A 26,329-nucleotide genomic window follows, 5' to 3' on the forward strand; every position below is an offset into this window, starting at 1 on the left:
AAGGTTTGCTAGCACGGACGGCGGGCAGTGTCAGGGCCAAAGCGCAAAGTTTTCACAACAAGCGTGACACAGCAAAAAAGGGGACCCCAAAGCCCCCTTTTCCACGTGTCTTTTTTCTCTCCCCGTCGGACTGGCCGACTTATTGCGCGAAGGTTACGAGAGCAGGTGGCGGGGGTCAACCGCCAATATGGTAAAAAGATTCTGCTGCAAAATCAGTATCTAAACCACTTGGTCTATTTTGGACAAAAAAAGGCCGCGCACAAGGCGCGGCCAGTCTGACAGGGAGGAAGTGTTCCGCGCCAGGAGGACTCTCAGCGGGAACAAAAACACTATGGCACCCAATGGTTAACTTTGTATGGTCGCGCCGAAGGCCCTTATGGACAAAAGGTTAACGGCATGAGCGACAGCATTTTTATCGGTGGAGGCGGTGTTGATTATGCCGAAAAACAGGGCCTGACGCTGAAGTACGCCAACCGACACGGATTGGTGGCAGGGGCGACCGGGACGGGCAAAACGGTGACGCTGCAAATTTTAGCGGAAGGGTTCTCGAATGCGGGCGTGCCGGTGTTTCTATCGGACGTCAAAGGCGATCTGTCTGGGCTGGCGAAATCGGGCACCGAGACGCACAAGCTGCATGGGCCTTTCACTGAACGTGCTGAGAAGATTGGGTTTTCCGACTACACCTATCATGCCTGTCCGGTGACGTTTTGGGACATGTTCGGTCAGCAGGGCCACCCGGTCCGCACCACGGTGTCCGAAATGGGGCCGCTCTTGCTGGCGCAGTTGCTGGAGTTGACCGAGGCGCAGGAAGGTATTTTGAACATCGCCTTCCGGCTGGCTGATGAGGAGGGTATGCCGCTTCTTGATCTCAAGGATCTGCAGGCGCTGCTGGTGTGGGTCGGCGAGAATGCCAAGGACCTGTCACTGCGCTATGGCAACGTATCCACGCAGTCCATTGGTGCCATTCAGCGGCGATTGCTTGTCTTGGAAAATCAAGGCGCGAGCCAGCTTTTTGGAGAGCCCGCGCTGGAGTTGTCCGATTTGATGCGCACGGATGCAGACGGAAAGGGTGTCGTCAATATCCTTGCGGCGGACAAGTTGATGGCGTCGCCGAAGCTCTATGCCACGTTCCTGTTGTGGCTATTGTCCGAGTTGTTTGAGGAACTGCCCGAGGTGGGCGACCCCGACAAGCCGAAGTTGGTGTTCTTTTTCGACGAGGCGCATTTGCTGTTCGAGGACGCACCCAAAGCACTGGTCGACAAGGTGGAACAGGTGGCGCGTCTGATCCGATCAAAGGGTGTGGGCGTCTATTTCATCACGCAAAATCCGGCTGACGTGCCCGAGGATATTTTGGGGCAGTTGGGCAATCGGTTCCAGCATGCGTTGCGGGCGTTTACGGCCAAAGACCGCAAGGAGCTCCGCATGGCTGCAGAGACCTATCGTGAGAACCCGCGGTTCGAAACAGAACAAGCCATTCGCGAGGTGGGTGTGGGCGAAGCGGTGACATCTATGCTGCAGAAAAAAGGGGTGCCGGGGATTGTGGAGCGGACATTGATCCGGCCGCCATCGTCTCAGCTTGGTCCGATGACAGATGCCGAGCGTCAGGCCTACCTGCAAGCTTCGGACATGTCCGGGAAGTACGATGAAACGCTGGATCGAAAGTCGGCCTTTGAAATGCTGAAAGAGCGGGCGGACAAGGCCGCGAAAGAGGCGGCGGATGCAGAGGAGAAGGCGGAGGAGTTGGAACCGGTACTGCGCGACTTCAATGCCGGTCGCAGATACACTGGCACGCGCGTCGCCCGGTCAACATCCAAGCCTGCGCGGCGCGGCGCAAGCTTTGGCGAGGCGATGACCAAAATGGTGGTCAAGGAACTGACCGGGACCACCGGGCGCCGGATGGTCCGGGGGATTCTGGGCGGCCTCTTCAAAGGACGTTGATCACATACCATATCGGGGGACCAGGATCAGTGATCTGTCACGATACAAGGTTTGTCTGCGATGTCCGATGCCCACCGTCTGAGACATGTTGTATTTTTCCGCGCAAAGAAGCGCGCGGATGTCGATCGCGTGTTTGACGGCCTCTCTATTCTGGAGGGCAATCCCCACGCCGATGTGATTTCAGTGCGTAGAAACACGCATAACGACGCGCTATCGGATGAGGTGGACGTGGTGGTCTACGCTGAATTTCGGAACACGCAGGCGCTGGCCGAATACAAGGCGCATCCGCTCTATCAGCGGTCCATCGACATTGTGCGCCCCTTGCGCGATTTGCGCGTGGCTGCGGATGTTACGTTTTGATGGGCTGTGGCTTGCGCCGCATCCACCACTCCAAAATCAGCAGATAAGGCAGGAAAAACGCGAACACCTGTATCTGGTCAAAAACGCCAGAGAAGTCAGGCTCGGCAGCAAGTCCGCAGAGTGCCTCGCTCAGCGTACAGGTGGTCCCATACCAAAGCCCATAATGCAGCCGGTAGAGCCATGATCCCAGCCCCAGAACGATCAGGCGCAGACCCCAGCGGCGGTGGCGGTCATAGTCACCTTGCATCGCGAGGCGAGGCGTCTGGATCGCGGCGATGATCATCAGCGCGCCGTAAAGGCCGAAACCGGCCGACATGAGCGTGCCGCCGACCGTGCCGCTGAGCACGATGTAGATGAGCCCGCCGATGCCGGTCAGCAGCGCTGTCACGGCCAGCACACGGCCCGAGATGCGGTGGATAAGCGGCCAGCGGCGGCGGATGGGACCGGCGAGTTGGATGACCGACAGGGTTGTGACCAGCGCGCCGGTGATCATGTGGGCGAACAGCGCCATGAGGCTGGGCATTGGGCCAGTAAGGCGTTCAATAGCCGATGTGTCGCCGGTGAGGCCGAGGGTGCCGCGTGAAGCGGAGTGCCAGACAAAGCCTTGGATCAGGACAAACAGCAGTACCAGCCCGACGATGGTCCATCCGGCGCGGGTGGCGCTGCGCTGCATGTTACCTCTCTGGAATCAGCCCTCTGGGGGAGAAGCGTAGCACCAGCAGCAGCACGACCCCCATGGTCAAAAGTCGCATGTGGGCGGCACTGTCCAGCAGGTGTTCGCGCAGCCAGAACCCTTCGGCCATGCCGGAAGTCGCCGTTTGCATGACCCAGAGCCCGATGGGTTCGACCATGACCCAGAGCCACCAGATCAGGAAGCCGCCCAGCACCGCGCCCAGATTGCTGCCCGATCCGCCCACGATCACCATGACCCAGACGAGGAAGGTGAAGCGCAGGGGCTGGTAGGTGCCGGGTGTCAGTTGCCCGTCGAGGGTGGTCATCATGGCGCCCGCAATGCCGCAGATGGCGGAGCCGAGCACGAAGATTTGCAGGTGGCGGGCGGTCACGTCCTTGCCCATGGCTTCGGCGGCGACCTCGTTGTCGCGGATGGCGCGCATCATGCGACCCCAAGGCGAGTGCAGCGCACGCTGAGCAAGCAGGAACAGGATCAGCAGCACAACGGTAAAAAGGCCCGCGTAGATGGTTTTCACCCAGAGGGTCGAGGCGGTGACCGGGTCGAGGCCCAGACCAGAGGCGCGTTCCACAAAGGTGGCGCTGTTTTGCAGGTCGATCTCGTAAGGGGCGGGGCGGGGCAGGCCGACCACGTTTTTCACGCCGCGGGCGAGCCAGTCTTCGTTTTTTAGGATGGCAATGATGATTTCCGCGATGCCCAGCGTGGCGATGGCAAGGTAGTCGGAGCGCAAGCCGAGCGCCGTCTTGCCGATGATCCACGCGGCCCCTGCGGCCAGTACGCCGCCCACGGGCCAGGCCAGCAGCACAGGCAGGCCAAGCCCGCCAAGGTAGCCCGCATTGGCGGGGTTCACCGCCTCGACCGCTTGGACACCGCCGTCAAAGACGGCGCGGTAGATGAAGAAACCTGCGATCAAGATGACCAGCATGCCTATGGTCCGGATGCGCCCTTTGGGCAGTGCCCCATAGGCAAGGATCGCGCCCACGATGGTGGCCGCCCCGAGGATCAGCGATAGGATCACGCGCAGCCCGCCTGCGGCCCACGCCTCGCCCACGGGGGGCATGGAGATGAGGACAGTTGCCAGACCTCCCAATGCGACGAAGCCCATGATGCCCACGTTGAAGAGGCCCGCAAAGCCCCATTGCAGGTTCACCCCCAGTGCCATGATGGCCGAGATCAGGCCGAAATTCATTATGGTGATGGCGAGGTTCCACGACGTCATCATGCCTGTGCCGATGATCAGGACGGCGATAAAAGCGAAGTAGAGCGTGTTGCGTGTCGTGTCGGTCATACGGATTTCCCCGCGAAAAGCCCCGTGGGCCTGAACAGAAGCACGATCAGCAGGATCACGAAGCTGACGGCGAATTTGTAGTCGGTGGAGAGAAGCTGGGCCAGGCCGTCCGGGGCCAGCGCTTCGGGCAGGGCGTAGCCTGCGACCTTCTTCCAGGCATAGGTGATCATCACTTCGGAAAACGCGATGGTGAAGCCGCCCGCGATGGCCCCGATGGGAGAGCCAAGCCCACCGACAATGGCAGACGCGAAGATCGGCAACAGAAGCTGGAAATAGACAAACGGCTTGAACGATTTGTCGAGGCCGTAGAGCACGCCCGCAACTGTGGCGAGGGCCGCCACGATCAGCCATGTGACCATGACCACCCGTTCAGGGTTGATACCGGACAGGAGGGCGAGGTCTTCGTTATCGGAATAGGCCCGCATGGACTTGCCGGTGCGCGTCCGGTTCAGGAAATAGAACAGAAGGGCGACGACGATGATGGCGGTGACGACCGTGATCCCTTGGGTCGTGCGGATCGCCAGCCCTTCGTCCAGCCCTGTCATCGCCTTGAATGTGCGCACCGAGATGATGAAGCGTTCGCCATCGGCAAAGCGCTGGTCATTGGGTCCAATGATGAAGCGGACTAGGCCGTTCATGATGAACATGACGCCAAGCGACACCATGACGAAGATGATCGGTTTGGCTTTTTGCGTGCGATAGAAACGATAGACGCCGCGGTCGGTTGCAAGGATGAGGGCCGCGCAGACGGCGATGCCGAAGGGCAGGGCGAGGAGGGCGGTGGGCAGCGGGCCTGCGGAGATGCCGACGCTTTGGAAGCCCCATGTGATGAGGATGGTCGCCATGGTGCCAAAGGCCATCGTGTCGCCATGAGCGAAGTTGGAGAACCTGAGGATGCCGTAGATCAGGGTGACACCCAGAGCGCCGAGGGCCAGTTGGGAGCCATAGGCGATGGCGGGGATCAGGACGAAGTTCGAGAGTGTGATGAAGGCGTTGAGGAGGTCCATTTGTCGACTACCTTTCAGGGCCGCAGGTACCAAAGTACCCACGGACGCCACCGTCGTTGAAATCTATCTGCCATGCAGTTTCACCGCCTGGCCCCACTGCGATGACTTCGCGCGAGACCGCGGTGCGAAAACTGTATTCCGCGCCGTTGGAATTGGTTCGACGAAGTGTTCCGTCGTAAGTTCCGCTGCCGCCGACGGCAATCTTGGCCCGTGTACCATTGCTCGCGATGTTGACGGGCAGGCGTACTTGGTACTGGCCGTCGGGAAGTACCTGTGTTTCGAACATACATGACCTCTGAACGGTGCCAGCCGACAGTGCGATCGGGAGCAAAGTGAAAAAGAGTATCAAAAACCACCGCATCACAATCACCCCCCCAAAAAGCTCTTGCGCACTTCGGGGTCAGCCAGCAGTTCCTTACCCGTCCCCGTATACGCATTCCGGCCCTGCACCAGCACATAGCCTTTGTCTGCAATCTCAAGCGCTTGGCGGGCGTTCTGTTCGACCATCAGGATCGGGATTCCGGTGCGCGCCACCTCGATGATCCGGTCAAAGAGCTCGTCCATGACGATGGGGCTGACCCCGGCTGTGGGCTCGTCCAGCATCAGCACCTTGGGCTGAGTCATCAGCGCGCGGCCCACGGCGACCTGTTGGCGCTGGCCGCCCGACAACTCGCCCGCAGCCTGATGGCGCTTTTCCTTGAGGATTGGGAACAGGTCATAGACCTGCGCCATAGTGTCCGAGAAATCGTCCAAACGGATGAAGGCACCCATCTCAAGGTTCTCCTCGACGGTCATGGAGGTGAAGATGTTGGAGGTCTGGGGCACAAAGCCCATGCCGCGGCCCACGCGGTCTTGAGGCGACAGATCGGTGATGTCTTCGCCATCCAACCGGACCGAGCCTTGCCGCACGTCCAGCATGCCAAACACAGCCTTCATCGCGGTGGACTTGCCCGCACCGTTGGGGCCGACAATCACGGCAATCTCGCCGGGGTTCACGGCCACGGTGCAGTCATGCAGGATGTCCGGGCCAGCCCCGTAGCCGCCTGTCATGGTGTCGCCGATCAAAAAGGCTTCTGCCGTGTTCATGGCGGCCTTGGTGCCGGGTGACGCGGTCAATGTTCCGCCCCCTTTGGGATTGGTGATCGACGCGTCGCGGTTGCCGCGGTTGTCTTGATAAGAGCTGTCCGAGGGCATGTTTACGGCCTGCTTTTGAACTGGGTGAGGGCGGCGGTGTGCAGGTCGCGCAGGGGTTGTTCGACCGCGTCGACCCGTTCGAATTTGCTGCGTTTTTCCTGAAGGGTGTAGACGAGAAGCACGTGGTCGTTGAGCGGTAGCGCCTCGACCACAAGGGCTGCCATGACACCGTCGTCCTTGTGGCGGCCCAGCATTTCTGTCCGCATGGTGTCGGCGTCCCCTATCTTGCCCGGCCCGCGCACGATGTCCGACAGCGCGTAAAAGCGCGGCGTGCCCTTGCCCATGATCTGGAAGGTCATCATGTCAAAGACATCGTCCCATGATGCCAATTGCCGGTCGATGGGCATGAGGGCAATATGGGATGAGACGAGCGGTTCGTCTTGCAGCACGTAAGTGGTGACCAGATCAGGCATGGCTGCGCGTGTGACAAATGCGTTGCGTTCGCGCAGGTCGGAGCAATAGGCGATATCGACGACAATCGGCTTGCACTCTGCCCATGCGGTAACGGGCAACAGGAGCGCAAGTGCTACTGCGATCAGCCTCATGCGCCCACCTTGTCCTTGTTTTTGAGACCAGTACCCAAATACGCCTCGATCACGTGCTCGTTGGCCTTGATCTCGGCCAATGTGCCCTCGGCCAGCACCTTGCCCTCGGCCATGCAGATGACCGGGTCGCAGATCTTGCCGATGAAATCCATGTCGTGCTCGATCACCACAAATGTGTAGTTGCGCTCCTTGTTCAGCCGCAGGATCGCGTCGCCTATGGTGTTGAGCAGGGTGCGATTCACGCCTGCGCCGACCTCGTCCAGAAACACGATCTTGGCGTCGACCATCATGGTGCGGCCTAGTTCCAGCAGCTTTTTCTGTCCGCCCGAGACCTGACCCGCCTTGTGGTCTGCCAGATGTTCGACCGTGAGGAATTCGAGAACCTCGTCGGCCTTGGCCGCGAGCGCGCGTTCCTCATCCGCGATGCGTTTGCGCCCGAACCACGTGTTCCAGAGCGTTTCGCCCGATTGCGCGCCCGGCACCATCATCAGGTTCTCGCGGCAGGTCATGGAGGAAAACTCGTGCGCGATCTGGAATGTGCGCAAGAGTCCCTTGTGAAAGAGCGTGTGCGGCGGCAGGCCGGTGATGTCCTCGCCATCCATGGTCACGCGCCCGGATGTCGGTGGAAGAACGCCCGCGATTACATTGAAAAGAGTGGTTTTTCCGGCGCCGTTAGGTCCGATCAACCCGGTGATGGACCCCTGTTCAATCGACAGAGATGCGCCGTCGACCGCGTGGAAACCGCCGAAATGCTTGTGAATGTCGTCAACGACGATCATGTGCTTCCCCGTGTCACCTTGTGCTGCTTTAAGAACAGTCTTCAAGATATTGAAACAGCCCGAGGAAACCCCGGGCTGTCCATATTTCTGTCGTCGCCTTTAACGGAAGCGGGCTGTGTTGTCCTTGCCGCCGTCGAAGTTGATCTCGCGGTAGTTGCCTGCCGCTTCGCCGGGGCCGATCAGTTCCACGCCCGTGGCACCGACATAGTCGATCTCGCCGCCGTCTTTCAGGATCTGCAAACCTTTGGCCAGCTCACCCACGCCGATCTGTTCGCCGGGTGCGTTGGCGACGTCCATCACCTTGCCCTTGTAGTCGGCACTGTCCTTGGACCCTGCCGCTTGCATGGCGAGCATGATCAGGGCTGCGGCGTCGTATGATTCAGGCGTGAAGGGCGAGGTGTGGTCGAACGCGCCGCCCACCAGCTCGCCAAAGGCGGCTGTCAGTTCTTCGGACGGGCTGGGGTGTGCACCCGAGGAGCCGTCGATTTCCGAGCCGAAGTTTTCCAGCAGCTTGGCCGAGATCATGCCATCGGGGAAGTGGAACGTGTCGAAGGCACCGGAGTCGAGTGCTGCGCGCACAACGCCCGAGCCGCCCTGATCGACGTAGCCCGCCACAACCAGACGCTCACCACCGGCAGCTGCCAGCGCGCCAACTTCGGCCGAGTAATCGGCTTTGCCGTCTTCGTGCGCGGCGTTGATGGTGACGGAGCCACCTGCAGCTTCAAACGCGGCCTGGAAGCTGTCTGCCAGACCTTTGCCGTAGTCGTTGTTGGTGTAGGTGACGGCGACTTCCTTGATGCCCTGATCAATCAGGATATCGGTGATGACCACACCCTGGCGTGCGTCAGAAGGCGCTGTGCGAAAGAACAGGCCGTTGTCTTCATTGTCGGCGTGGCTGAGGCCCGGCGACGTGGCCGAGGGCGAAATCATCACGACACCGTTGGCGACCGCCACGTTGTTCAGGATAGCCCCTGTCACGCCTGAGCAGTCCGCGCCCATGATGGCGTCCACGCCGTCGGAGGTGATCAGACGTTCAGCAGCAGCGCTGGCGGCGCCTGCATCAATGCAAGTGCTGTCCGCGCGAACCGACGCTACGGTGGCGCCATCAAGCAGCAGACCCGAATCCGTGACTTCCTTCATCGCCAGTTCGGCGCCGTCCGCCATCGAGGGCGTAAGCGATTCAATCGGGCCGGTGAAGCCCAGAATGACACCGATCTTGACGTCCTCGGCGGAGACGGATCCGGCCATAAGTGCCGTTGCGGCCGAAGCCATAAGCAGTTTTTTCATGTGTATTCTCCCTGTGGAACGTTGTCCTGGCGCGGAGCCTAAGCGGGGCTTTCAGAAAAGAAAAGTCGAATAGTCCAGCCTTCCCCACGGGAAAGTGGTTGGACCGGGCCACCCCAATCCCTAGCTATTATGCAAAGCCATGGATGAAGGATGTCTCGATGCGCCTGTTTGCAGTTCTCGCCCTTGCTGTATTGCCGATGTCGGCGATTGCCCTCGAAACGCAACGCGGGAACGTGACGGTGACACCGGTTGCGACCGGTCTGGATGCGCCTTGGGGCGTCGCCGAGTTGCCCGATGGCAGCCTGTTGGTGACCCAGCGCGAGGGACAATTGGTGCGCGTTGTAGATGGTCAGGCACGGGTTGTGCGCGGAACCCCTCGCGTGGCCGCACGCGGGCAGGGCGGATTGCTGGATGTGACGCTGGCGCGCGATTTTGCGACCACGCGGACCCTGTTCCTCACCTATTCCAAGCCTCAGGGCGGCGGATCGGGAACAGCGCTGGCTGCGGCCGAGTTGAGTTCGGATGGCCGTCGTCTTGAGAACCTTCGTGATCTGTTTGAAAGCGCGCGCGGGGGCAGCGGGGGCCGCCACTTTGGCAGTCGCGTGGTCGAGGCACCCGATGGCACGCTCTATGTCACCATTGGGGACCGGGGGGACCGTCCGTCTGCGCAGAACCCGGCAAATCATAACGGCGCGATTGTTCGCGTAAACCGAGATGGGACCGTACCTGCGGACAATCCCTTTGTCGGTCAGAACGGCGTTCAGCCGCATATCTGGTCCTATGGCCACCGCAATCCGCAGGGGGCCGGTCTTGACGGGCGCGGCACGCTGTGGACGGCCGAGCATGGCGCGCAGGGCGGGGATGAAGTGAACCGGGTGAAGAAAGGCGCAAACTTTGGCTGGCCCATCATTTCATACGGCGTGCACTATTCCGGGGCCAAAATTGGCGAAGGCAAATCCAAGAGAGGCATGGAGCAGCCCTCGTTCTACTGGGACCCGTCAATCGCGCCCTCCGGTCTCATGGTCTATCAGGGCAACATGTTTCCGGAATGGCGGGGCGATATGTTCGTAGGGTCGCTCAAATTTCATTACATCTCGCGGCTCAATGTCCGGGGCGGCAATGCGCGTGAAGTCGAGCAGATCAAAGGGAATGAAACCTTGCGCGTGCGCGATATCGTCGAAGCGCCCGATGGCAGCATACTTTTCATTTCGGTCGGCAATGGCACAGTCTACAGGATGACGCGCTGATCCGGGCACGTTAGGGTGCGCCCGAAGACAGGAGTGCCAAATGCCGATTGAACGCCTTGATCACGTGAACCTGCGCACAACACGCCTTGCCGAGATGATACAGTGGTATGAAGAGATATTGGGTCTGTCCTCCGGAACGCGGCCTGATTTCGGCTTTGACGGCGCGTGGCTTTACGCTGGCGATGTCGCGGTTGTTCATCTGATTGCAATCGAGGATGACCATGCTGCGGGGTCCGAAACTGCTCTCAAGCTGGAGCATTTTGCGTTCCGCGCATCTGGCGATCCGGAGGCCTTTCAGGATCGGTTGCAGCAAAAAGGTGTTGCCTACCGCAGATCGGGTATTGAGGCGCTGCATCTGGCGGCGTTCAACGTTTGGGACCCCGACGGCAACCACATTCACGTGGATTACGTGACTGAGTGATCGAACACCGGGCAAGGAAATGACTTGGTATGCGCTCAGACCTGTTTGCGCAATTTGCCCCGCCAAGCCAGAGATTGCCGGTTCATGTCATGGAGGTTTGCGCGCCCCGTGATGATATCGTCGCAGAGAGAGACCGCCTGCAGGGCTTGCTCGTACGTCAGGTGTTTATAGGCGGGCCGGGCAAGGTGGTCGTACCATACACCACCGCACAGGGTATCCAGCACGATCCGTTGAAAGCAATGGTCGTTACGCACAGGCCAGTTGCGCCCAGGCTCTGACGCGAGACGCGGCATGACCTGTTGGGTGAGGGTCAGGTAGCGACCGACTGGATCGATCATTGTAATTGCGAAGGGACCGTCGCGATCCCCATGTAAATGATTGCCTTGCTGGGCAGGGGGCCGAAGGTGAAATCGAAACGCCTGTTCATGCCACGCGGACCGAGCCCGGTTTGAGGACCTATGTCAAATCCGGCATGGGACAGGGCTGCTGTCAGCTCTGCCGGGGTGATGAACATGTCGGGATCATGTGTACCTTTGGGCAAAAGTCCCACGATATCTTCGGCAATGGTGATCGCGGCGAACCGGGCGACGGGATTGCGGTTGATCGTGTCGAACAGAAATGTGCCACCAGGCCGCAGAACGCGCGCAACCTCGGCCAGTACCTGATCAAGGTCCGTCACGTGTTCCAGCACATCGACGCAAACCACAGCGTCAAAGCTGTCACTGGGATAGGTCAAGTCCTCGCCCACACCAACGTCATAGCGGATGTCCTTGCCCGCCTTTGCTGCATGACTTCTGGCCGCCTCGATCGCCTGCGCGGCGGGATCAATGCCAATGACCTTCGCGCCTCGGTCCGCCAGCGCTTCGGCCATGAAGCCGCCCGCACATCCCAGATCAAGCACCAACGTGCCGGACCAATCGATGTGCCTATCGAACCACTTGAGCCGCCCCGGCACCATGTTCTTGAGTGTCCGCACCCACCTGATGTCGTCAGACCACCAATTGGTGGCGACATCATCGTAAATGTCCAGGTTGTTGCGGCGGGTCTTAGTCATGTTTCGGCTTTCGCAAATTGGGTAGGGCGTAGGGCACGGTGGCCTTGTAGGCCGCGAACCTGTCACCATAGCGCTGTGTAAACCGCCGTTCCTTGAGCATGGGTGCAAGCAGGCAATAGGCGGTGAGGGTGGTCGCAAGCGCCAGTTGATCCGGCGTCCAGACCGGTACGGTCCAAGTGGTCAGCGCGAAAGCCACGTAGATCGGTTGCCGGATGAAACGAAACGTGCCTTGGGTGGGCATGTCGGGAAAGGTGGGGCGCTTGTTCTGCGCCAGAGACATCCAGCCCAATGCGCCGGACTGCACCTCGGCCCCGGCATCATAGCTGGCCTTGATCAAAAGCGCCCAGCTTGCGGCATAGGCGAAGCATATCCCGGCAAATGCGATCCCCTCGGCTTGCCACCAGATCACGCCGCTTGGTGTCCAAAGCGCAAACAGCAAGAGCAATTGGACGGACGCGACGATGGCATAGGTCGTTGTGGCCAGCGTGCTTCCATGTGGCGCAGGGGCAAGACGCAGCAGGCTGCGGCCACCGCGTTTGGTCAGCAGGATCGAATGAACCAAGGGAAATTGCAGGATCAGCAGCGCATTGGCGACATAGGCCCACGGCGCAGGCAGCCGCCCCAGGCTCTCACTCATCCCAAAAAACATGGCCGCAATCATGGCGAGCACTGCCGCTACAAAGATCACATGGCAGACGACCCCGTAGGCAAATGCCAAAAGCAATCTGCTGCGACCGGGAGGGGGACGCAAAGTGCCCAGCGCGAGGGACAACAGGCGCCGGAACGGGGATGGCTCGGTGTGATGCATGACAGGGCAACTAGCCACAGTCCAAATCGTGTCCAGCGTCCCCGTCAAAAGGTCGCATTGGGTTGTGTTTCCCTGACTTCGGGTCCTCACAAAGGGTGGGTTGCCTGCGCGTGGCCAGGCAACCCGGTCGTTCAGTCGCGGATTGCTTGCTGTCGGCGCGCGCTCGCACGCGTCACCTCACCTACCTGAACTTGATCCGGCTCACATCCACCGCGTAGCGGTATTTTCCAGATCCCGACTGGGTTGGATCAGGTGCCGTGTCGGGGGCGAGCTTCTTCATGCCGGGCACATACGACACCGGGTCCGCGGCCCAATCGCGGCCACTGCCCGAGAAGGCGTGGATCGCCACACCCGCCGCTCTGGCCATGCGTGGGGCAGCACTGCTGGTTCCGCTCCGTCGCACAAGGGTCCCACTGCGCGATCCGGCGCTCAGGACCCCGCCAAGAAAGACGCTTTCGTCGCCCTCTGCCGTCAGGTCCGGTCCGTCCCGATCTGATCCGAATGTGGAAGATGGGCGGTTGCAGGGGCCAGACGCGGAATAGGCGGACAACTCTGACGTGCGGGCCGTGTATGCGGCCACCACCACCGGCGAGTCGCCACAGGCAAACCCGCTGAGTGTTCCGGCCCGTGTCACCGGGCAATCCGAGTTCGGCGGGTCGGTGCGCAGCGGCTCACCGTACTTTCCGAACCGTTCGTAGCAGGGATTGTCAAAAAAGGCCTGTTTGCCGCCCGGCCTGAGACCCGGCAGTGTTTCGTCCCTGCGTACCCATAGCTCGATCTGGTTTTCAGCATCCGCTTCGCGCAGAATCCTGATCGTCCAGATGCCCGACGGTGCCACCGGTTCTGACTGGTCAATGCTGGCTGTCGGGCTGATGGAGAGCTGCGCAAGGCCGCGCTGTATCCGCCCGGACGAAAACGCGTAGGACAGACGTGCAATCTCCTTGCCGTCGGGATCGTTGAACCGTGCGCTGGGGGTGCCGGTGGTGAAAACCTGATGCGTTTCGCGAGTTGGAGACGTAACCTCGATGACCGCTTCGGAGGGGTGTGTGCCCGCGTAAGGCATCCAAATCTGTACCAAACCGCTGGTGCGATCATCCGGCAGCACGGACAGGTTGAACGTGGTTTCCGTATCACCAGCCCGTGCGACGCCATGCAGACGCGACAGGTTCGCATTGCCGGCTGGCAGCGTCAGCCATGTTTTCTGCTGTTCGGACGTGGTGACAGCGCCGGGGCCAAAATAATGCTCGAACAGGCGTGCAAACAGTCCGGTGCCGTCATGCGGCCCACCTGAGTTTCCGTACGAGAGGTTGAACACCACCTTCGCGAGGTCCCCGTTAGCGGTTCGGAAGCGACGCGCCTCGTTCACCAGCATCTGGAAGCTGAGGTAGAAGCTGGGCAACAGTTCCACGCCAGACGTGTCCTCGACCAGCCGGGAGGGCAGCGCGGCGCAGATGATGGGCCTGTCCGGCCCGCTTGCATCCATCAATTGACCAGCGGCGAGCCCCATCACGTGGCTGCCATGGGATGAGCGCAGCGCCACTGTCGAAAACACCTGATGAAAGAAGTCGACCTGCCCGGTGCGCGCGTAGAACATGTCTTCGTCAAGCAGGCCGTCAAAGGTGCAATCGCTCAAGAGCGCATCAATCGCGGGTTTGTGCAGCACCCGTCCAGCCGTGCTGTCTGGATCCTGAGGCAAGGGCCGTGCACCCAGTATTGCGGCATAGGCCACGCGGCTGGACACGGCACCGTCGCGAAAGAGGTTATGCGCAATGGCAATCCCGTCATCGACAACAGCCATCACCGTGGCTGTGTCATCGACAGGCGGATGTGGCTCCGTGTTCGGCCATTGGGCATCGAAATCCAACATCTCCTGATCGATGATGCCGCCCAGTACCAACGACTGCACGCGCCATCTGTTGGCTGTCTCGCCCCGTTCGGGGCGAACGTTCAGGCGATCCAGTGTGGATTTGCGCGCAAAGATTGATACCGGTTGATCATCGCGGGTGATTGCCCGTTCCTTGGCGCCATAGGCAACCGGGACCAGAAACTGCACCTCGTCATCCGGGATGGGCGGGAGGTTCGGAGCGCGCGTGCCAAGACCGCGTTCCATCGCGTTTGCGATGAAGGCGTCAATGGAGCCTTCGATCTCGATTAGGGCAGACCACCATTCATCCCGTTTGAAGACGTGTTGGAGCCGGGTAAGACGGAAATCCGCCTCCTGGCTCAGCGGGACGGGTGCGTCGCCGGGGACGTCGTCTGGATAATCCTGCATACCAACCCCCGATCAGTCTTGTGACGCGGGGAGGTCGCGCCATTCGGCCACGGCCTGTTTCCACAGCCAGTTCAGCATTGCAGCGGACGTGCCGTCGTGGTCATGTTTCTTGGAACTGCCCCAATGCGTGCCGCCGCTTTCGATTTTCTTGCGGATGCGGTCGCCGTCCGGGCGGTAGAGCGCGTGCCATTCGAAATCCGATTCCGAATTGAAACTGGTGCCGTCAAATACGCTGGAGGTCCAGCCACAGCCGTCGGCAACGTCGTGGATGTGTTCGGCCAGTGTCAGGCCAAGCAGCGCGCCCGCGGCACTGTCGACCGGGAAATGCACACCCGCAACCGTCCGGTTGATGGCCACGCGTGAAGCTTGCCGCATCAGCATCTCACCCCAATAGGCGTCATCGGTGTATTGCGGCGCCTGGCTTTCACGCAGCAGTTTCCAAAGGATGCGCGCGATCAGGAAGGCTTCGGTCGCGTGACCGCTGGGCAGGGACGCATGGGTTGGCGTGGGGATCATCGGTTGCACCTGGGGCGAAAACTCGATGGGGCGCTTGACCGCAAGTGCGAACTTGGTGCGCTGAATGACCGTGAACGAGAACATCGTCGCCGCATTCAACAGCTCAAGCGTGCGCGGTGTGCGCGACGGATCCATGTAGCCGATGGTGGCGAAAAACGGGATGGGCAGACTGATCTGGCCAAGGATTTCCGCGGCCCGGTCGCCCCGGATTTGAGAGTAACCTTCAAGGTAGTTCATCTGATCGGCCAGTTGGTCGATGGTCGGGGCCGTCATTTCCATCATCTCGGAGAATTTGGGCGCTTTGCCCCCGGCGCTGATCCCATCGCGCCGCCAGACGGTGACGCCGGGCGTGCCGCCCTCACACTGTGCCGTTACATCGACGGTCGGTGCCAGTTCGGACATGTAGAGAGCGGTTTGCACATCTGTTGACAGACGCTTTAGCGCGTTTGGATCGTTTGGTGGGGCGGGGTTGGGATGGGTTATCTTGTCGATGGTCGCCCCGACAATCCCGTCGCGGTTCGTCATCAGGGCAAGCGCATCTACCGGCGCCTCCCGTCCATATGCACTATAGGCGCTGTAGGCACTGTATGCGCTATAAGCACTGTAGGCACTATACGCGCTGTATGCGCTATACGCACTCTCTGGATTTGCCATCGGTTTTCTTCCTTGCTTGGTTGCGTATCAGTTGGGAACGCCGAGCGATCTGAGGACCTCGGCAAAGCGTTGCCCGTTCTGGAATTCGGCGCTGGGTGAGCTTCTTTGCCATTCGCTCACGCGGAAATCGGGCTGCAGCGTCAGCAACTCGTCTGCGGCCTTTTGTGCAGCGTCGTGATCACCCGAACCGAAATAGGCAACGGGAAGCATCCGCCTGGCCGACATATGTGCCCGGTTCAGCCGCAACGACTGCTTGGTCAAGGCCAATGCCCGGTCGTAGTCCTCTGCGGCCAGACTGGCTCCTGCAGCGAGGGTCAGATACATGAACCGATGCGGATCAAGCGGCGTGAGATGCAGCGCTCGTTCGGTATCGCGTTTGGCGTTTTGCCCGCGATCCGTGAAGCCACGCAACATGCCGCGCAGACTGCGTCCGTTTGCATCGTTCGGGTTGTTTGCCAACGCCTGATTGTAGCGTTCTTCGGCCGTATCCAGATCATGGGAAAGGTGCACAAGAACCTGACCTTCACAGACCAGTGCAAGCGTGTGGTTCGGGTCCAGATCCAGCGCGCGGGAGGTGTGTTCAAGCGCGCTTTCGGACTCGCGACGCGGATCGTCGGCCCAGCCCTGGATCGCTTTCAGGGCGTGCCAGCGTGCCATCCAAGCAAGCGGGGCAGGGTGGTTCGGAACCTTCTCGTGCAGCAGATCCAAATAGCCTTTGGCCTTTTTGAAATCATCAGGCGACAGCCGGTGCATCAGGCCCACGGCGCCGCTCAGAACGCTGAACAGTTTCAGATCGCCAATCGGGCGGGAATGCACGCGCCTGACCTCATTGGCCATAATCGCGCGGCGGATGTTTGCGACCACAAGGTCCAGCCCTTCGGTCGACGGCATCGCCGGGTCATAGGGCACCTGCATCCGCTCCGCCCACAGAACGTAGCCTGTTTCTGTTTCAGCAAACTCCAACGACACCCAAACCTGGTTTCCATGGTGCGCCAGAACGCCGGACAGGATGAAATCCGCATTCAGCCGGGTGTGCACATCAGCAATACCCAGTGGCTCGCCGCCAAGTGTGCCGGTGGACATGCGTGAGATGACATTGACGTCTTGTCCCATGCCGAGCAGGCGCGCGACTTCGTCTGCCAGAAAGAACCCGAACACATCCATTGCATCCGACGCGATGCTTTTGAAAGGCAGAACGGCAAGCGTCGGCATGACGTCGCGCGGATCGAGTTGTGGGGCAACTGTTTCGATGTCGGGATTCAAGTGCGCGTTCGGAGCAATGACATGGCCTTGTGTCATCGCAGCGGGCAGGCCGGTCCGGTGCCCTTGCACATCAATTGCCGAAACCTGCGCCCCAAACAGGCGAAACCCTTGTTTCGGCACTGTCATCAGGATCTGACGATCCCCGTCCATCAACGCCAGCCTGATGTCCCTGATGCATTGTGTCAGGCTGGCATCCGTGACGATGGTATTCGGCCACACTTGTTGAACAAGGTCATCTTTTGAAACCAGCTGTCCGAGGTGTCCGGCGAGAATATCAAGCACCAGCGCGGATTGCGCGCGCAGATATGTGGCCTCTCCGTTTGGTCCGGTCAGTTGCCCGGACCCGACCTCGTACACATAGCCCCCCAGCTGCACGATTGACTGCACCCGGTCATTGCCATCACGACGGATTGCACTTGTATCGACGCTTCCATCGCCCTGCATTGTGATCAACCCCAGTTTCAGGGGGAGTGTCATGTGTCCCGGCTGACAGCCCCCCACCCCGACACGCGCATTTGTAGATGCTGTAGGTGCGAGGTGAGGTTCACGCAAAACGGGTTCAGTGTCCACCAGATTGTCAGATGCACAAGTCACGATACGCTGGATTGCAAAAATAGTGCGGCATCGCCAACACGGGCACAGTAAAGACCAACCAGCCCCACCGACTGGAGCGTGCGCGCCGACGTGGCCGAGATGGAAATGTCCTTGGTTCCAATGGCATATGTCAGCGGCAGTGTTGGGTTTTCGATCAAAACGCCCAGAAAGCCTGGTGCCGTGGTCGTGGTCATCACCAGCCAGCCTTTCTTGCCAAGCCGCGCCTGGGACTCTCCATAAGCGAGGTTTTGGGCAGGCAAAACTGCACTGAAATCGGACAACTCCTCCAGATAAATAAGCTCGCTGTCTATTTCAGTCAGCAAGGGGAACACCGCGCCGTTGCGCGACCAGTCACAGATGGCACCAAATGTCGGTTTCGGGGACAGCGATGTGCAGTAGAGCCAATGGGATGTCGTGTGTGTGCCGTCGTGATCGCGCCCCATCCAGCTGTAGGTGGCACCGACCTGAATAGTGCCGGACATCTCACCATCAGAGATGGCCAGCTGATGCACCTCCTGTCCCATGATCTGGCCGGTCGATAGTGTGCCAATGCCGTTGTAGACAACTGGGGCGACTTCGGTGGCGATACCCGGATAGTGAGGATAGACGTGAATGTCCGATATGTTCCTGCTTTGCATCTCGATGGGTCTTTCTATTTCGTCGCTCGGACGGTTTTGACGGATGTTGAGACAGCAATAGCGGCAGAGACCGCGCTTGACCTGAAATCCATCTGAAATCTGTCTGAAATTAACCATTTGGCAGAAGCGTCGCGGGACCAAAGCGAGCATGGAACACGTGATCCTTTCGGCGCGTGTTGCCGCTGGGGCGATGTCAGCGATGGCGGGGCGGGATTGTCTGCTCCTTATGTTGGGATGTGCGCGGCGCAGACATTTGGTTCCGCGACAAGATGCGGTGCCATTTCATAGGGTTGGTCAGTGACGGGCAGTCATGGCGAGCTCGCACCCGCTGTCTGAATTCACTGATCGAAAATGATCACGCGGTCACCTCAAGCAACTCGGCCAAAGTGGCTTCCACATCGTCTCACCAGACGTTCAACGCGGTCTGAAATCCGTTGATTTGCGTTCGATTTCACGCGGTCTTCAGGACGCCAAATGACGTGCCGCATACCCTGATTTCACCGGCCACGATCAACCAAACAGGTCGGACACTCAACTTTGTTAGGGAGACTCTCATGTCTGCAAATCTGCCAAGTGCAACCGACGGAATGTACAATACTCTTTGTGACGCGCTGAAGCTCAGCGACAAGCAATTCCAGATGATCCAGGGTGTTTTGCCCGTTCAGTCCGACGCGTCGGGCCTCTACAACTTCGTCGATGGCATTCCGCCTCAATCCGTTGCGGTCCTGTATACCAGCAACCCGCTCAACAGCCTGAACGGCAACGTTCAAATCATGCTTAACGATGCAAACCCCAGTTTCCTGACAACCCTCGCGACCACCAATTACATGAACCCGAAGTACTGGGTTGATGGGAACGTGGCCGTGGACCCGCTGTATGTGCCGACATTCGCAGACCTGCAAAAACAGGTCGATGCGGGATCAAGCGCCAGCTTCTCGTTTGATTCCGAGACATCGGACTCCAACATCTCCAACTCCTGGGCAAACAGCAGCAGCTCTGCCGGTGTGGGGTTCTGGGGCACGTCTTCGAGCAGCGTCTCGACCGATCTGAATTCGATGGCCTCGTCTTCGCGGATCACGGTGGAGGGCACGTTTGACAAATTCGCCTATCTGAACACCCGTGCGGGCGGCTGGTTCACGCAGGGCTTCTTTACCAACCAGTATCAGAATCCCGCCGACTGGAAGAATGGTCAAACCGCTTGGGACACTGTTTTTGGCTCCAGTGGTTCGGCGCAACGCGTGGCCAACCAGATCCTGATTGTGAACGGCTACAAAATCACCGTGCGGTCCTATGCCAGCTATTCCGAGGCGCAGTTCTCGGAAATACAGAAAAGCAAGGACACGAATGTGTGGCCGTTCTACACGTCTTCGTCACACTCGACGGCGGTGCAGTCACACCACCACAACGATGACCAGTCGATCTCGACCACGATCACACAAGAACCGGGAAGCCTGCAGATCTTTGGCGTCGGTGTCATTCCGACCGATCAGGCGATCCAGGGCAATACTGTCAGCAGGATGATCTAGCGCGTCGTCGCAAATCCAAGCCGTCATGCAGAGTGTGTTCTGCGTGGCGGCACCTTTGCGTAGAGCAGAGCGGTCACGGCCATTCTGTCCCGACACCGCCACAGGAGGTTTCCATGACGATCCGTTACGAAGACGTGCTCATCGCTGCAATTGCATCGGCAATACAGGCGGACACCGCGTCCCTGCGCCCGGTGTTTTCCGAGTTGCCACACAATGACGCCCTTTTGTTTTCCCTTTTTGATACTGTTTCTCCCGATGCGGACGCATTGGAATTCAGCACGGTTTTCGGGCAGATTTTGACGGCGCAGCCACCCAGCCCGTTGCTGTCCGTTGCAAAGCAGAACTTCGCCCAACCAAGCAACTGGCTGTCGGCAGGCACACGTCAGATTGCGAAATACACACCAACCCGCAGCGACATCGTACAGTCAATCGATACCGGTCCGTCCATCGAACACCGGTTTGACGGGCATGGTCCGGAAGACGCGCGCGGGCTTTCCGGTCTGACGGCCTCTGACGCCGGGTTCAGGCTTTTGCCGCGGGGCGTGGATTGGACAAACGCCCGAATCCAATCGCTCAAACTGGATATTCGGCATGCGGCATTGATGCCCATCCGGCAGGGCGCGTGGTTCAATCAGGGTGTTTTCGCAATGGCCCACAGCAACCAACAGTGGCTTCCCAATCCGACGCACACGACATGGAACAGTGTATTTGGACCGGCAGGCGCGCTTCAACGCGTTCCGACGGGCGTTCTGGTGGGCTCAGGCTTGGACTTGCAAATCACGATCACGTCTGAAGATGAGTGGGACGTTGTAATACCCCCTGAATGGCCCTTGGCCAAAGCCGTGACCACAACGGCGGACATGACCGTCACCTTAACCGTGACTACACCACCTTCCGAGCCGCTATTACTTGGCTTGCAGGATCAAGCCGTCGCTGATTTGCTGGGGTAATCATACCGGTGCCAGTCGCATGTACTGAGGGAGTGATTGTGGCGGAGAGACAGGGATTCGAACCCTGGGTGGGCTTGCACCCACAACGGTTTTCGAGACCGCCCCGTTCGACCACTCCGGCACCTCTCCGCGGGGGTCTGGTGCGCCCAATTAGAAGGAACGCGCCCGACGCGCAAGGCAGTTTTTGCGCAATCTGGCGCACACGGGAAATTTGATGGACGCGCCCGCAAAAACCCGTAGCCTTGCGCGCAACGAAATCGAGATTGAGCAGATCTGAGAAAGGATACCGATGCGCGCGTTACGTATCAGCCTTGCCACCCTTGTTCTGACCTTGGCCGCGCCTGTCATGGTGTGGGCCGCTGACAGGGCCAAATTACAGGATTTTCTGGAAGTCACCGGCTTTGATGTTGCCTTGGAAAGCATTCGCTTGTCGGCCGAGTCTGCGCCGCAAATGTTAGGCATGCAGGCGGAGGATTTCGGCACGGAATGGTCGCGTCTGACGACCGATGTGTTCGAGACCGAGGTGATGCACGACCTTGCACTCGATATTCTGGAACGGACGTTGGAAGAGGACATGCTGACCCATGCAGCTGACTTCTATGCCACGGATCTGGGCCAGCGTCTGGTCGAAGCTGAAAACGCCAGCCATATGAAGGAAGACGATGATCTGAAGCACGAAAGCGGTGAAGCAATCGTTGCGGGACTTGAGGCGCTCGAAAGCCCGCGGCTTACATATCTCAAGCGCATGAACGAGGCGTCAGACAGTGCTGGTGTCAGCGTGCGTGCCATTCAGGAGATTCAGGTGCGCTTTCTCATGGCCGCTGCCGGGGCAGGGGTGATCGAATTGCAATTGGAAGAGCCGGACCTGCGTGAGCTTTTGTCCAGCGACGAGGATGTCCTGAAAGAAGAGATCGCAGCCAGCGCGCTGACGGGGGCCGCCTATACTTACCAGTCGTTTTCGGACGAAGAGGTATTGGACTATGCCAAGGCGCTGGAGCATCCGAAGATGCGCCACGTCTATGACCTGATGAACGCGGTGCAGTACGAGATCATGGCCAACCGCTTCGAAGCCCTTGCCCGCGCAATGCAGGCTCTTCAACCCAGTCAGGAGCTTTAGATGCGCCTGTCCGCGCTGGTCTTGGTTCTTGGAGTGGCGGCGCAGGGCGCTTGGGCGGATGTGAACCGCCTTATCGATGCGATGGGCGTACCCGAGATCATTGCGGCCTTTGCCACCGAAGGGATCAAGGCCGGTCAATCCATCGACGAGAGCTTTTTGAACGGGCAGGGCGGCGATGTTTGGGCCGATACGGTGCTGCGTCTTTACGACGTTGCGCGTATGGAAAACGAGCTGCGGACCGCCATGGCGGAGGAGTTGGACGCGGAAGTGGCGGAACAGGCGCTTTTGTTTTTGGAAAGCGACCTCGGCGTTCGGATCATTGATCTTGAGGTGCAGGCCCGGCAGGCTTTCATCGACGAAAGCGTAGAGGCGGCGGCCAAGGCGTCCCCGTCTGCGCAGGGCGATCCGGTGACGGACTATATCGTCAGCCGAGATCTCATTGAACGGAACGTGGACGTTGCTGTCGCGGCACAGGCCGCATTCCTCGAAGGGTTTTCCGAAGCATCGGGTCGTCTTGATGATTTGCCTGACATGGATCAGCTGCGTGCGCGCATTCTGGTCGACACGGAAAGCTGGCTGCGCGGCTATAACGCGCTGGTCCAGTCCGCAATGACCGAGGACGAGATCGACATCTACACAGCCTTTTGGGACACCGAAGTGGGCGAGGCCGTGGATGATGCGTTGTTTGTTGCCTTTGGTCAAAGCTACACCACGCTGTCCTATGCTTTGGGGCAGGCCGCAGGGCGTTTGGCCCCACAGAACGAGCTTTGAATATGCACGACGCGCGGCTTTAGGGCTGCAGCAGACGCTAAGCGTTGTGCGCATACTGAATGCGTGCATTCCCCCGATCCTGAAACGCTGCAATAAATTGAAGGACGTAGTGCAGAAATTCGCATATTGTGCGTTCCAGTCCGTGGCGCGGGACGTCGCCGGGGAGGACGAATGAACGAAAACACGCGCCAATCTGCTTTTGACGGCGACCTTCTTGATGTGACCGGTAGCCTCGACAGCTTGTTGATTGATGGTCGCATCAATGTCGAGACCGGGTCCATCTTTGCAGATGACTTCATGCAGTATGCGCAGTTTCGGGCGGGCACTCACGCAAGCCGCGGGCGTATGCACAACAAGATCACGCTGGTGTACAGCAATGATGTCGATGGCAACCTGGATGCGCGCCTGGATGGTGGACGCGTCGATTTTGCGCCCAAGCCCGGCATGTTGTATTTTGTCCCCGAAAAAGTCGTTCAGGAATATGAGTTCTCCGGCGAGGCCCGCAACACTGCCGTCACGCTCGACGCGGACTTTTTGCGCTCGGTCGCCGATGCCAACCCCGAGTTTCGCAACAGTCGCATTGATGAACCGCGCTTTCCGTTTCGCAATCCGAACATCGTCCGCAAGATGAGCGCCCTTGTTTCACTGGCCGGGCGGCAGGACATGGGATGGAGAACCCTGTCCGAAGCCTGCCGTCTTGAGATCGCGGTGGAGTTATTGAAATCGCTCAACACAGATGTCGATGCCGCGGTCAGCACACTCAGCCAATATGAGCTGAATGTGATCAAGGATTATGTCCGCGCCAATCTGGAAAACAACATCGGATTGGAGAGCGCCTCTGCCCTCATTGGACGGGACATCTACGGGTTCGGTCGCGCCTTCAAGGCGGCAACAGGCCGTACCTTTCATCAATACGTGACGTTCCAACGTATTGATGAGGCGCGTCGCTTGCTGACCCAAACCAGCATGCCGATCATCGAAGTGGCCTATGCCTCGGGTTTCAGTTCGCAGGCGCACCTGACCACAGTAATGGGGCGTCATTTAGGCCTGACCCCGGCTGTCATCCGGAAGAGCGCCAACGCGTAAGTCTGGGTTGGAAACCCTTTGGACGCGTTGTGGTGCAGCGTGCTTTTCCCAACTTACGTATGTCGTTTCTCCGAACGCCGCAGGCTCCACCCATAAAAAGCTGAATGTTTTCGGGCTTTGATGCCGGGAACGTAAAATTGTGCAATTCAATGAAAAACTGATGTGTGGCGCTTAGCATATAAGGGCGTGGCGCACGGCGATGTGCGTCACAACGCGAAGGTACGCACATGCACAGGACCCAGGATCAGGGTGTCAAATCAGAGCAGTTTCTGGAAATGTTGGACTCGCTCGACAATCTGATCGTCGATGGTCGCATTGATGTGGAAGCGAACACCATTCACAACGCTCCCAACATGCAGGCTGGCCGTTTCACTGCGCGCCCGCATGCAAGCCGGATCAAACTGTCAAAGCATGTCACTTTAATCCATGCGACGGACTGCGAAGGGCATTTGAAGGCGCGGTTGGATGGAAAGCCGCTTGAGCATGATGTGGCCTCGGGCCTTTTGTACTTTATCCCTCCCAAAGTGATGCAGGAGTACGAGTTCGACGGTCTTACCCGGAATACGCTGATCACACTGGACGCAGATATCATTCAACGGGTCATCGACGAAAATCCCGAGTTCCGGAATGCGTCGGTTGAGGAGCCACGATTCCCGTTTCGCAATCCCAGAATGGCCCGGAAGATGGACATCTTGATGACGTTGGTGTCCCGTCAGGATATGGGATGGCGATCCTTGAGTGATGCCTGCAACGTCCAGATTGCCGTCGAACTTCTGAAAACGCTCAGCAATGGCAGCTCCAAGACGGTCAAGCCGTTGGCGCGGGTCGAACTTGGAGCGGTGCGGGACTATGTGCAGGCGCATCTTGAGGGCAATGTCGGGCTCGAAGATGCCTCTGCCTTGTTGCAACGCGACATTTACGGGTTTGGGCGGGCCTTCAAGGCCGCAACCGGTCAGACTTTTCACCAATACCTGACCCGGATGCGTGTGGATAAGGCGCGCCACTTGCTGACCGAAACTACGATGCCGCTGATCGAGATTGCATATGCCTGCGGCTTTAGCTCCCAAGCGCATCTGACCACGGTAATGGGGCGCCATCTGGGGCTGACACCCGGCGTCATTCGGCAACAGGCGCGCAGCTGATAGATAGCCGTTGACAACAAGCATGGGTTCCCCCAAAAGGCCGTTATGCGCCGCTGGGGTCTTCCCGGCGGTGCTTTATTTCGTAATGACGCCCCATGCAGGGCGCGCTGTTCGAGGCGGCACATGCCGAAAACGCCGGACAACCGGGGCCACAGAACGCGGCTGACAAAGGAAGAACGCAATGTTCGCGGTTATGAAAACCGGCGGCAAACAGTACAAAGTTCAATCGGGCGACACGCTCCGCGTTGAAAAACTGGCCGCAAATGCAGGTGACAAAGTCCAATTCAACGAAGTTCTGATGGTCGGTGGCGACAAGCCCCAGGTCGGATCGCCCGTTGTTGACGGCGCAGGCGTTCAAGCCGAAGTCATCGAACAGATCAAAGGCCCCAAGACGATTAACTTCGTCAAGCGTCGCCGGAAGCACAGCTCCAAGCGGACCAAGGGTCACCGTCAGCAACTGACGTTGGTGAAGATCACCGACATTCTGGCATCCGGCGCAGACAAGTCCGGAGTGATGGCTGCTGAAAACGGTGCAGGCTTTGGCGCTGTGATCAGCGATGGCCAGTACGCCAAGAACAAGACACAGCAGAACGAGATGGCGCGCCGCGTCGTCGAGGGTGAAGCCAACGAGAAGGTTGCAGAGACCAAGCCGAAGAAAGAAGCCAAGAAAGCAGCGCCTAAAAAGGCCGCAGCCGGTGGTGACGATCTGAAAGAACTGTCGGGTGTTGGCCCCGCACTTGAGAAGAAACTGCACGAAGCGGGTGTGACCACCTTCGCGCAGGTCGCAGCATGGACCCCCGAGGACGTTGCTGATATGGACGAGAAACTGTCTTTCAAAGGCCGGATCGAGCGTGAAGGCTGGATCGAACAGGCCAAAGAAAAGACTAAAGGCTAAGGAGAGAGACGCATGGCACATAAAAAAGCAGGCGGTTCATCCCGCAACGGTCGCGACTCTGCCGGCCGCCGTCTTGGCGTGAAACTCTATGGTGGCCAGTCCGCCATCCCCGGTAACATCATCGTGCGTCAGCGCGGCACCAAGTTTTGGCCAGGTGAAGGCGTGGGCATGGGCAAGGATCACACGATCTTTGCAACCGTCGATGGCGCCGTGACCTTCCATAAGGGTCTTAAAAACCGCACGTTTATTTCCGTGCTCCCGGCGGCGGAGGCTGCTGAATAAGCCG

27 protein-coding genes and 1 tRNA gene are annotated in these 26,329 nt (G+C 59.3%); 12 read left to right on the forward strand and 16 right to left on the reverse strand.

What is annotated here, in order from left to right; all coding sequences use genetic code 11:
* Positions 1-396: 396 nt before the first annotated feature.
* Positions 397-1,938: a helicase HerA-like domain-containing protein gene (locus tag Q1A32_RS21570; protein WP_299657867.1), complete on the forward strand. Its 1,542-nt coding sequence runs from the start codon at positions 397-399 to the stop codon at positions 1,936-1,938.
* Between the two features lie 60 nt (positions 1,939-1,998).
* Complete coding sequence (locus Q1A32_RS21575; protein WP_299657869.1) at positions 1,999-2,298, forward strand: Dabb family protein; 300 nt, start codon at positions 1,999-2,001, stop codon at positions 2,296-2,298.
* Here the strand turns inward: Q1A32_RS21575 and Q1A32_RS21580 are convergent.
* The 8 genes from Q1A32_RS21580 to Q1A32_RS21615 form a co-directional block, all read right to left on the reverse strand.
* The gene (locus Q1A32_RS21580) at positions 2,288-2,971 is read right to left on the reverse strand and encodes a DUF2306 domain-containing protein (protein WP_299657871.1); all 684 of its coding nucleotides are present in this window, start codon (positions 2,969-2,971) and stop codon (positions 2,288-2,290) included. The genes Q1A32_RS21575 and Q1A32_RS21580 overlap by 11 nt on opposite strands.
* Position 2,972: 1 nt before the next feature.
* A complete protein-coding gene (locus tag Q1A32_RS21585; protein ID WP_299657874.1) occupies positions 2,973-4,277 on the reverse strand; it encodes a branched-chain amino acid ABC transporter permease in 1,305 nt (434 codons plus the stop codon).
* Entirely contained in the window at positions 4,274-5,284 is a 1,011-nt protein-coding gene (locus Q1A32_RS21590; protein ID WP_299657876.1) for a branched-chain amino acid ABC transporter permease, read from the reverse strand. The genes Q1A32_RS21585 and Q1A32_RS21590 overlap by 4 nt, the downstream gene beginning before the upstream one ends.
* Positions 5,285-5,291: 7 nt before the next feature.
* Positions 5,292-5,570 (reverse strand): hypothetical protein, encoded by a 279-nt coding sequence (locus Q1A32_RS21595; protein ID WP_299657878.1) that lies wholly within the window; start codon positions 5,568-5,570, stop codon positions 5,292-5,294.
* An 80-nt stretch (positions 5,571-5,650) separates the two neighbouring features.
* Positions 5,651-6,478 carry an ABC transporter ATP-binding protein gene (locus Q1A32_RS21600; RefSeq protein WP_299657880.1) on the reverse strand — a complete coding sequence of 276 codons (828 nt, stop codon included), beginning with the start codon at positions 6,476-6,478 and terminating at the stop codon, positions 5,651-5,653.
* 2 nt (positions 6,479-6,480) lie between these two features.
* Positions 6,481-7,023, reverse strand: a complete 543-nt coding sequence (locus tag Q1A32_RS21605; RefSeq protein WP_299657882.1) for a hypothetical protein — start codon at positions 7,021-7,023, stop codon at positions 6,481-6,483.
* The gene (locus Q1A32_RS21610) at positions 7,020-7,802 is read right to left on the reverse strand and encodes an ABC transporter ATP-binding protein (RefSeq protein WP_299657884.1); all 783 of its coding nucleotides are present in this window, start codon (positions 7,800-7,802) and stop codon (positions 7,020-7,022) included. The genes Q1A32_RS21605 and Q1A32_RS21610 overlap by 4 nt, the downstream gene beginning before the upstream one ends.
* Before the next feature lie 99 nt (positions 7,803-7,901).
* Positions 7,902-9,089, reverse strand: a complete 1,188-nt coding sequence (locus Q1A32_RS21615) for an ABC transporter substrate-binding protein (protein ID WP_299657886.1) — start codon at positions 9,087-9,089, stop codon at positions 7,902-7,904.
* A gap of 158 nt (positions 9,090-9,247) precedes the next feature.
* Here Q1A32_RS21615 and Q1A32_RS21620 point away from each other — a divergent pair, with 158 nt between their 5' ends.
* Positions 9,248-10,336 carry a PQQ-dependent sugar dehydrogenase gene (locus tag Q1A32_RS21620; RefSeq protein WP_299657888.1) on the forward strand — a complete coding sequence of 363 codons (1,089 nt, stop codon included), beginning with the start codon at positions 9,248-9,250 and terminating at the stop codon, positions 10,334-10,336.
* A gap of 40 nt (positions 10,337-10,376) precedes the next feature.
* Positions 10,377-10,757: a VOC family protein gene (locus Q1A32_RS21625; protein ID WP_299657890.1), complete on the forward strand. Its 381-nt coding sequence runs from the start codon at positions 10,377-10,379 to the stop codon at positions 10,755-10,757.
* A gap of 35 nt (positions 10,758-10,792) precedes the next feature.
* Here Q1A32_RS21625 and Q1A32_RS21630 read toward each other — a convergent pair whose 3' ends face one another.
* The 7 genes from Q1A32_RS21630 to Q1A32_RS21660 all read right to left on the reverse strand — a co-directional run bounded on the left by Q1A32_RS21630 (position 10,793) and on the right by Q1A32_RS21660 (position 18,556).
* Entirely contained in the window at positions 10,793-11,095 is a 303-nt protein-coding gene (locus Q1A32_RS21630; protein ID WP_299657892.1) for a hypothetical protein, read from the reverse strand.
* The gene (gene ubiG / locus Q1A32_RS21635; protein WP_299657894.1) at positions 11,092-11,811 is read right to left on the reverse strand and encodes a bifunctional 2-polyprenyl-6-hydroxyphenol methylase/3-demethylubiquinol 3-O-methyltransferase UbiG; all 720 of its coding nucleotides are present in this window, start codon (positions 11,809-11,811) and stop codon (positions 11,092-11,094) included. Before ubiG ends, Q1A32_RS21630 begins: the two co-directional genes overlap by 4 nt.
* Complete coding sequence (locus Q1A32_RS21640) at positions 11,804-12,619, reverse strand: isoprenylcysteine carboxylmethyltransferase family protein (RefSeq protein WP_299657896.1); 816 nt, start codon at positions 12,617-12,619, stop codon at positions 11,804-11,806. Before Q1A32_RS21640 ends, ubiG begins: the two co-directional genes overlap by 8 nt.
* A 181-nt stretch (positions 12,620-12,800) precedes the next feature.
* Entirely contained in the window at positions 12,801-14,891 is a 2,091-nt protein-coding gene (locus Q1A32_RS21645; protein ID WP_299657898.1) for a S8 family serine peptidase, read from the reverse strand.
* A gap of 12 nt (positions 14,892-14,903) precedes the next feature.
* Complete coding sequence (locus Q1A32_RS21650) at positions 14,904-15,932, reverse strand: phosphatase PAP2 family protein (protein ID WP_299657900.1); 1,029 nt, start codon at positions 15,930-15,932, stop codon at positions 14,904-14,906.
* Between the two features lie 156 nt (positions 15,933-16,088).
* Positions 16,089-17,801, reverse strand: a complete 1,713-nt coding sequence (locus Q1A32_RS21655) for a winged helix-turn-helix domain-containing protein (protein ID WP_299657902.1) — start codon at positions 17,799-17,801, stop codon at positions 16,089-16,091.
* Between the two features lie 113 nt (positions 17,802-17,914).
* On the reverse strand, positions 17,915-18,556 hold the full coding sequence (locus Q1A32_RS21660) for a hypothetical protein (RefSeq protein ID WP_299657904.1): 642 nt from the start codon (positions 18,554-18,556) through the stop codon (positions 17,915-17,917).
* A gap of 554 nt (positions 18,557-19,110) precedes the next feature.
* Here Q1A32_RS21660 and Q1A32_RS21665 point away from each other — a divergent pair.
* Positions 19,111-20,082 (forward strand): hypothetical protein, encoded by a 972-nt coding sequence (locus tag Q1A32_RS21665; RefSeq protein WP_299657906.1) that lies wholly within the window; start codon positions 19,111-19,113, stop codon positions 20,080-20,082.
* A 113-nt stretch (positions 20,083-20,195) separates the two neighbouring features.
* Positions 20,196-21,032, forward strand: coding sequence for a hypothetical protein (locus Q1A32_RS21670; RefSeq protein ID WP_299657908.1), 837 nt, complete (start codon positions 20,196-20,198; stop codon positions 21,030-21,032).
* Between the two features lie 39 nt (positions 21,033-21,071).
* Here Q1A32_RS21670 and Q1A32_RS21675 read toward each other — a convergent pair.
* Positions 21,072-21,161, reverse strand: a tRNA-Ser gene (locus Q1A32_RS21675).
* 160 nt (positions 21,162-21,321) lie between these two features.
* Between Q1A32_RS21675 and Q1A32_RS21680 the strand changes: the two genes are divergently transcribed.
* The 6 genes from Q1A32_RS21680 to rpmA all read left to right on the forward strand — a co-directional run bounded on the left by Q1A32_RS21680 (position 21,322) and on the right by rpmA (position 26,325).
* Positions 21,322-22,149, forward strand: coding sequence for a DUF2059 domain-containing protein (locus Q1A32_RS21680; RefSeq protein ID WP_299657910.1), 828 nt, complete (start codon positions 21,322-21,324; stop codon positions 22,147-22,149).
* Entirely contained in the window at positions 22,150-22,920 is a 771-nt protein-coding gene (locus Q1A32_RS21685) for a DUF2059 domain-containing protein (RefSeq protein WP_299657912.1), read from the forward strand.
* Positions 22,921-23,091: 171 nt separating this feature from the next.
* Complete coding sequence (locus tag Q1A32_RS21690; protein ID WP_299657914.1) at positions 23,092-24,006, forward strand: helix-turn-helix domain-containing protein; 915 nt, start codon at positions 23,092-23,094, stop codon at positions 24,004-24,006.
* A gap of 227 nt (positions 24,007-24,233) precedes the next feature.
* On the forward strand, positions 24,234-25,148 hold the full coding sequence (locus Q1A32_RS21695) for a helix-turn-helix domain-containing protein (protein ID WP_299657916.1): 915 nt from the start codon (positions 24,234-24,236) through the stop codon (positions 25,146-25,148).
* A 181-nt stretch (positions 25,149-25,329) separates the two neighbouring features.
* Positions 25,330-26,043: a 50S ribosomal protein L21 gene (locus Q1A32_RS21700; RefSeq protein ID WP_299657918.1), complete on the forward strand. Its 714-nt coding sequence runs from the start codon at positions 25,330-25,332 to the stop codon at positions 26,041-26,043.
* A 12-nt stretch (positions 26,044-26,055) separates the two neighbouring features.
* Positions 26,056-26,325: a 50S ribosomal protein L27 gene (gene rpmA, locus Q1A32_RS21705; protein WP_299612753.1), complete on the forward strand. Its 270-nt coding sequence runs from the start codon at positions 26,056-26,058 to the stop codon at positions 26,323-26,325.
* The last annotated feature ends 4 nt before the right edge of the window (positions 26,326-26,329 follow it).

It is taken from the genome of uncultured Tateyamaria sp. (assembly GCF_947503415.1).
Lineage (GTDB): Bacteria > Pseudomonadota > Alphaproteobacteria > Rhodobacterales > Rhodobacteraceae > Tateyamaria.